Below are 7,380 nucleotides of genomic sequence, written 5' to 3'. Positions count from 1 at the left end.
GGGCGCAGAAAGGGATTTTTATCAGCGCTGACGGCCAGGCAAAGGCGCAGGGTCAGGTGCTGGAGATGCAGCCGGCGGTCAGCAATCTGGGCGATGCCCGGGAGCAGATGACGTCCATCTCCGATGATGCGCTGAAGGCGACCGCGAACCCGGCCGATCTCCAGGCGCAAATTAAACTACTGGAACAGCAGCTGACAGACCTCAAAAAATCCGTGCTGCTGCTCAGCGCGCCGGATGGCATTGCGCTGACCAGCGGACAACATCTGCAGGTATCTGCCGGGCAGAACCTGATAGCCACTGCCGGTAAAAATGCTGATGTCAGCGTGGTGAAGAATCTGTTCATCGGGGTAGGTAATGCCCTGAGCGTATTTGTTCGTAAGCTGGGGATAAAGCTCATCGCGAACCAGGGGCCGGTGAAAATACAGGCGCAGAATGATTTGATGGCACTGCTTGCTCGTAAAGAAATTAGTATCGTCAGTACTGAAGATGAAATCAAAATCATTGCGAAGAAGAAGCTGACGGTAAATGGCGGAGGGAGTTATATCACTCTGGATGTTAATGCTATTGAATCTGCGACGATGGGCGATTTCAGGACAAGAGCCGGGCATTACGCCCGACAGACGCGAGCGCAGCATAAGCCTGATATTTTACCTTTAGCCAACGCTATTGATGATGGCAGTCATAATATTCGCTATCTATGCGCAGATGATAATGGGACACCAATGCTAAACACTCCTTACCGGGCATTGCTGGCAGATGGCTCAGTATTTGAAGGTGTTAGTGATGGTAAGGGGTATACGAAGCTGTTTACTTCTGCGCAGGCGCAGGATGTTTTGCTGCATATGATGCCGGGAGCTATCAATGCCTAGGTATAATATTTATACGAAAGTTGAATCAAATGTTCCAGCATCTGACCTTTATTATGACCTTAATGTGTATAAAACTGACGGTAATAATAAAAAGCATGTTCTGCTATCAGTGACGCAACAACCAATAGACCCTAGTTATTATACTCAGTCTCATGATACGAATGAGACTGATGATGATTTGTCGGTGATCTACATTATAGAAATGAGCTTGTACCGTAAGCACGGTGGTAAGCTGATATCAGTGCTTTCATCCCCGACGAAAAAAATGTATACACTTGGTGAAATAGTCTCTGGTAAAGCATACTCAAAAAATAAACGAGAGAATGTCTGTTATTTTGAAACTAAAGCTCAGACTAAACCAGTAAATGAAAGCGGGGATGATAACATTCATAGCGTGCAGATAACCTGTCAGGAAAGAGCGTTTATAGCAAAAGAATATCCTGTCGGCAGTACTAATGATCCTTTCGATAAGAAAAAGATAGAAAATCAGATTGTATCGAGAATGAGCTACAGTAGTTACCCTAATCAAGGTGGAACGAGTTTATGTGGACCCGCGGCATTTTTTTATTGTCTGCAGATGGACAGACCGGATGTTTATAAGCAAGCTGCAAATGAACTTTGGTTGTACGGAAAAACTAAAATAGGCATTCTTAATATTTCACCTGGAGATGGGTGTAGGCATCCGAAAGGAGAATTCTATGATGATTACGGTAGGGAATTAGTATCAGGTTTAGATTGGATTACATTAGCTAGCTTGAGGGATTCTGAAAATTTACTAATGAGTTATGATGAGGTGGGTGATCAGGTCTCTGGTATTACAATGTGGGGGAAGTTGACTGAATGGTTCGAAAAGGCAGGTTATGAGAAAATATTCGATAATATTAGCATTTCACATGCTAACGAGGCAGATATAGTAAAGCTTAATTCCTATGCTAAACAAGGATACAGAGTTGTAACTCTCATATCTGCTGGGATGTTAAAAGGATGGGGCAATGGTGACTCATCGTCAAAGAACCACTGGATCGTTTGGGATGAACCTGTTTGTAAGGTTGATGGTGGAGATATTACTCCCATAGATAATGATGAATTAATTGAACTGAAGCTTTTCTCTTGGGGAAGAGTTGATTGGCAAATAAAAGATAAAAGCAGCCTTAACTACTTCGCCAAGCATATTTTTGGAGGGTTGGTTTTTAAACCAATAAAATAACTGTGAAAAAAGTAATTACTTTTATTGTTTTATTTATTTCTGCCTGTGCAAATCATGTACCTAATTTTTCACCAGCAGGAAATGAGCTCCCTGATGGAGTTGTGGGGCAAGCCTATTTTGCTAAAGTTGAAATAACTAATGCTGTTTTGTTTAAAGAGAATATTGGCGTAGATATCTCACCTGTGAATTCGGGCTTGATATGGAAGCCTGAAGTGATTACCTTAAAAAGGGGGGGGCAAGAAAGAGAGGAGGAGGACTATCATCACATAATAATTAGTGGAAGACCTAAAGAAATGGGTGAAATAATGATTCATATTAATGGGTATTCTATGGGGACATCAATGCCAGGAAGCAAAATTGATAAGTCATATATTGTAAAAATAAATGGGGGCGGGAGGTGATATTATTCACTGTTACGCTAAATAAAGATCTGGAGTATGTCCATGTGCATATTTTTGGATGTGTAATTTCCAACTCATTGAGCTAAATGAAATATTTTATCTGTGCTTTATTTTTTATTGTATCTGGTTGCTCAGGTACTCACCCAACAATCCTACCCGAAAAAATGATCTTAAAGTTGCAACAGTTAATCAGAAGTACCTGGATGTCATTGAAATAAAAGGTGGGGCTGTTAATGAATCCAGTGTATCGGTAAGTATAACCCCGAACGACTCAGAGTTAGCATGGAATCCGGAAGAAATAAAATATAGCTTTGGTGGAGAAGGATGGAGTAAACAAAGATTACCATCGCATCATCATATCTGGGATCCCGAAAAAGTCAGGTGATTATAGCGTAACTGTTTCTGGGTTTATTCTTGGTTCAATGTATTCCGGTAAAGATTTTTATAAGCAATATACGATAAAGATCAAGTAGTAACTAACTTAATGCATGTCTGTTTTTCTAGAGCATAATTTATCTGCCGATGTGAAGGAATACAATGAGCACTAATCCTACGATAAGATTTAGCCACAACCATCACCTGCTGGCGGTGAAAGGATGTGACGCAGAGCTTGATGTGCTGGCGTTTGAAGGCGATGAAACCCTGAGCCAGCCTTTCAGCTACCGCATTGAGTTTACCAGCCGCGACCACGGCATCAGCAAAGAAATGATGCTGATGAAAGCGGCCTCACTGACGCTACAGGCCCCGGTGGAACAGGGTTACGGCATCAAAATGCAGCAGGCCGTGCGCACCCTTCAGGGAGTAGTGAGTGGTTTTGAACGTCTCAACACCTCAAAGGATGAAACCCACTATGCCCTGACGCTCCAGCCACGCCTGGCGCTGCTTGACCGTTCGCATCAGAACGCCATTTATCAGGATATGTCGGTCCCACAAATTGTGGAAAAAATCCTGCGCGAACGTCACGGCATGCGCGGTCAGGATTTTCTGTTCTCGCTGTCAAAAGAATACCCGCGCCGAGAGCAGGTGATGCAGTACGGCGAGGATGACCTGCACTTTATTACCCGCCTGCTGGGGGAAGTTGGCATCTGGTTCCGCTTTACCACTGATACGCGCCTGAACATCGACGTCGTGGAGTTTTACGACAGCCAGCAGGGGTATGAAAAAGGCCTGACGCTGTCATCGGTTCCGCCATCCGGCCAGCACTCGCAAGGCGTGGACTCGGTCTGGGGCATGGAGAGCCACCATAACGTGGTGCAGAAGCAGGTCAGCACCCGTGATTACAACTACCGGCGGGCCACGGATGACATGAACACCCAGGTGGATGCGACCCGTGGCGACAGCACCACCTACGGCGATGCCTATCACTATGCCGATAACTACCTGACGCAGGGCAGTACCTATGACCGCAATCCGGCACTGGAGTCCGGGGCGTTTTATGCCCGCATTCGTCATGAACGCTATCTGAACGGCCAGACACAGACCCGCGCAATCTCCAGTTGCCCGACACTGGCGCCCGGCCAGGTGCTGAAAGTCACCGGTGGCTATGAAGTGGCGGAGGCGTTCAGCCAGGGTGTACTCATTACCGGGATGAAAAGTGCGGCCCGCCGTGATAAAGATTTTGAAGTGCATTTCAGCGGTATCCCGGACAGCACCGATGTTAGCTTCCGCCCGGAGCCGGGCAAACGCCCGCAGATGGCGGGGACCCTACCGGCCCGCGTCACCAGCACCACGGAAAATGACACCTACGGGCATATCGATAAAGACGGCCGCTATCGCGTCAACATGTTGTTTGACCGTGATAACTGGGAGACCGGATTCGAGAGCCTGTGGGTGCGCCAGTCCCGCCCCTATGCCGGCGACACCTATGGCCTGCACCTGCCGCTGCTGGCGGGCACCGAAGTGGCGATTGGTTTTGAAGACGGCAACCCGGACAGGCCCTATATTGCCGGCGTGCTGCACGACTCGGCCCACGGCGACCACGTCACCATCCGCAACTACAAACGTAACGTGCTGCGCACGCCGGCGAACAACAAAATCCGCCTCGATGACGAGCGCGGGAAAGAGCATATCAAGGTCAGCACGGAATACGGCGGCAAAAGCCAGCTGAACCTTGGACATCTGGTCGACAGCGAAAAACAACAGCGCGGCGAGGGGTTTGAGCTCAGAACCGACAGCTGGGGAGCCATCCGGGCGCAGAAAGGGATTTTTATCAGCGCTGACGGCCAGGCAAAGGCGCAGGGTCAGGTGTTGGAGATGCAGCCGGCGGTCAGTAATCTGAATAATGCCCGGGAACAGATGACGGCCATTTCGACCGATGCGCAGACCGCCACCGCGACCCCGGCGGATCTCCAGGCACAAATCAAACTGCTGGAACAGCAATTGACGGACCTCAAAAAATCCGTGCTGCTGCTCAGTGCGCCGGAGGGTATGGCGCTGACCAGCGGACAACACCTGCAGGTATCGGCCGGCCAGAACCTGATAGCCACAGCCGGTAAAAATGCTGACGTCAGCGTGGTGAAGAATCTGTTCATCGGGGTAGGTAATGCCCTGAGCGTGTTTGTTCGCAAGCTGGGGATCAAGCTCATCGCGAACCAGGGGCCGGTGAAAATACAGGCGCAGAATGACCTGATGGCTCTGCTTGCTCGTAAGGAAATTAGTATCGTCAGTACCGAAGATGAAATCAAAATCATCGCGAAGAAGAAGCTGACGGTAAATGGCGGGGGGAGTTATATCACTCTGGATGTTAATGCCATTGAGTCAGCGACGGCAGGTGAGTACAGAACAAGGGCCGGGTATTACGTCAGGCGCGAAAAAGCGCAGCATAAGCCTGAAATGATGGTCTTTCCGCTAATTAAGCTAGATGAATACATTCGTTTCATAGATTTCAAAAATAATATAACCGGTGAACCTGTTCCTTTTGTGGACTATACAGTGAAATTTGAAGATGGAACAATAAATACAGGGGCGGCTGATGAAAAAGGTCGCGCATTAATAAAAACTGGGGAGCGGTCTCTTCAGTTTGAAATAGCTGCAAACTTTGTGTCTGAGGATGGTTTAAATGACTCAATCAAATGAGAATTCTTTAAAGCATTCTACTGAACTGGCTGAATCAAAGCCTCATTCAGTAGTGCTGATTAATGCTAATAAAATAGGTCTGGCTTGCGCAATAGACAAGCATACTGGGGAACCTCAAAAAAATCTTAATTATTATATCAATTTCAAGCCGGGAAAGGTATGTGGTATTGGGAGAACCGATCAGTTTGGATTTACTCCACCAATACGATTTACAGGGGAAACACCAACGGTTTCATTTAATTTTATTTCACCCAAGAAAGAGGTTTTCTTGGATTATGAGGTTATGTCAGATGATGATGATTTAAAAAATAATAATTTTAATTCGAAATTTACAGTGATATCTGTGCAGCAATTAGATAAGAAAGATTATGAAATCACTCCTGTTCAGTTAGATAATAGAGCCGCGGTGCGGCAAGCGATAATATCAGAGGTGAGAAAGAGTGGATGTATATTCAAAACTCGGTCAGCCTGGAGTGCCAGTGACGGTCAGAAATTTTCCCCTGACTGGAATTATACTAAAATCGCCATTCATAATGCTGGAAATAGTTATTCATGTTCAGATTTGAATGGTGATAAAATAAAAAAAATTGAAGAAGAGCATATGGATAAATTTAACCAGTTTGGTTATCATTATGCTGTTGGATGCGATGGTGAAATTTTTGAAGGGCAGGATATAAGAAATAAAGGTGCTCACATCAGTTTTGGCAACACATCTATTATAGGCATTGTATTAATGTCTGACTTAGACGAACAATGGTGGGATCCCTCTGATGAGGTAACCACTTTGCAAGAAAAGGCAGTAAAAGAAATTATATCCACGTTGCTTAACTATTTTAATATTACGGAACTTGGTGGGCACAAGGAACATCAGGTTTTTTACCGTAATCCCAAAAAGCCCAACGAGGTAATCGAAAGATCCTGCCCTGGTAATTTAGGTATGCAGTTTGTTGAAAAATTGAGAAAAGAATTTAATCTAGGTAAACCAACTAAATATAAACATTCATAGGGGGAGGTATGGGTAATGCTAACAGGGTAAATTATTGTTGGGTTGCTGTCATCATGGCATTAATATTGTTCCTTGCATGGTTTTTTGTTGGTGTTGAGCAGGTGTCTGGTGAATTCAAGGAAGATACAGAATATGTCTTTTTTATTAAAAAGCATATGAGTGCAAAACTTTTTTTTGTTGATCCAACAAATTGCAATGCAGGTTGTGATACACCATTACTTAGTAACTTAAATGAAAAAAAACTCAAGCAATTCTCAGATTATTGTTTTTATAGATATGATTTATCTTCTGAAGAGAATTGTTATAACATGTTGTATAAAATTAATGATTGAATTAGTAGAGGGATTAATTGCGAGAGGTACATTATTCATGCAGTGGATTGATTGCTTTTTAGTTATGCTAAAAAATAGAATATTCAATAGCCAGAGTCTAACTGTAAGAGATTTTATATTATTAATTTCAAGTGGGTAGACGTAATAAGTATTTATGGATTAATAAAATTAATAACTATTTTTCATATTATCAGTAGATATGAAAAATTGGGCGTGAATTAACAATCCATTTTGGCAAGGACTCTCATAAAGAATATGCGATAAAAATTAAGCAATAATTAACTTACTTAATGCATGTATGCTTTTTTCAGAGCATAATTTTTCTGCCGATGTGAAGGAATACAATGAGCACCAATCCCGCGATCATATTCAGCCACAATCATCACCAGCTGTCGGTGAAGGGATGTGAAGCGGATCTCGATGTACTGGCCTTTGAAGGCGATGAAACCCTGAGCCAGCCTTTCAGCTACCGCATTGAGTTTACCAGCCG

6 protein-coding genes are annotated in these 7,380 nt (G+C 44.5%); all 6 read left to right on the top strand.

The annotated features are described in order from the left end of the window. A partial coding sequence (locus ACUTQ5_RS22055; protein ID WP_445652963.1) for a DUF2345 domain-containing protein occupies positions 1–869 on the top strand: 869 nt, incomplete at its 5' end. Beyond that, positions 862–2,076: a hypothetical protein gene (locus ACUTQ5_RS22050; RefSeq protein ID WP_445652962.1), complete on the top strand. Its 1,215-nt coding sequence runs from the start codon at positions 862–864 to the stop codon at positions 2,074–2,076. The genes ACUTQ5_RS22055 and ACUTQ5_RS22050, both read left to right, overlap by 8 nt. A 2-nt stretch (positions 2,077–2,078) precedes the next feature. After that, positions 2,079–2,477 carry a hypothetical protein gene (locus tag ACUTQ5_RS22045; protein ID WP_445652961.1) on the top strand — a complete coding sequence of 133 codons (399 nt, stop codon included), beginning with the start codon at positions 2,079–2,081 and terminating at the stop codon, positions 2,475–2,477. A gap of 537 nt (positions 2,478–3,014) precedes the next feature. After that, complete coding sequence (locus ACUTQ5_RS22040; RefSeq protein ID WP_445652960.1) at positions 3,015–5,552, top strand: type VI secretion system Vgr family protein; 2,538 nt, start codon at positions 3,015–3,017, stop codon at positions 5,550–5,552. Continuing rightward, the gene (locus ACUTQ5_RS22035; RefSeq protein ID WP_445652959.1) at positions 5,536–6,558 is read left to right on the top strand and encodes a peptidoglycan recognition protein family protein; all 1,023 of its coding nucleotides are present in this window, start codon (positions 5,536–5,538) and stop codon (positions 6,556–6,558) included. The genes ACUTQ5_RS22040 and ACUTQ5_RS22035 overlap by 17 nt, the downstream gene beginning before the upstream one ends. A gap of 8 nt (positions 6,559–6,566) precedes the next feature. After that, positions 6,567–6,890, top strand: a complete 324-nt coding sequence (locus ACUTQ5_RS22030) for a hypothetical protein (protein ID WP_445652958.1) — start codon at positions 6,567–6,569, stop codon at positions 6,888–6,890. Positions 6,891–7,380 lie beyond the last annotated feature (490 nt).

It is taken from the genome of Serratia sp. NA_112.1, from assembly GCF_052691715.1.
This window is presented reverse-complemented; position numbering and strand designations above follow the sequence as displayed.

Excerpts from the sequence above, each read along its gene's own strand:
- ACUTQ5_RS22050 (WP_445652962.1), top strand. The coding sequence starts at position 862 with ATGCCTAGGTATAATATTTATACGAAAGTTGAATCAAATGTTCCAGCA.
- ACUTQ5_RS22040 (WP_445652960.1), top strand. The coding sequence starts at position 3,015 with ATGAGCACTAATCCTACGATAAGATTTAGCCACAACCATCACCTGCTG.
- ACUTQ5_RS22035 (WP_445652959.1), top strand. The coding sequence starts at position 5,536 with ATGACTCAATCAAATGAGAATTCTTTAAAGCATTCTACTGAACTGGCT.
- ACUTQ5_RS22030 (WP_445652958.1), top strand. The coding sequence starts at position 6,567 with ATGGGTAATGCTAACAGGGTAAATTATTGTTGGGTTGCTGTCATCATG.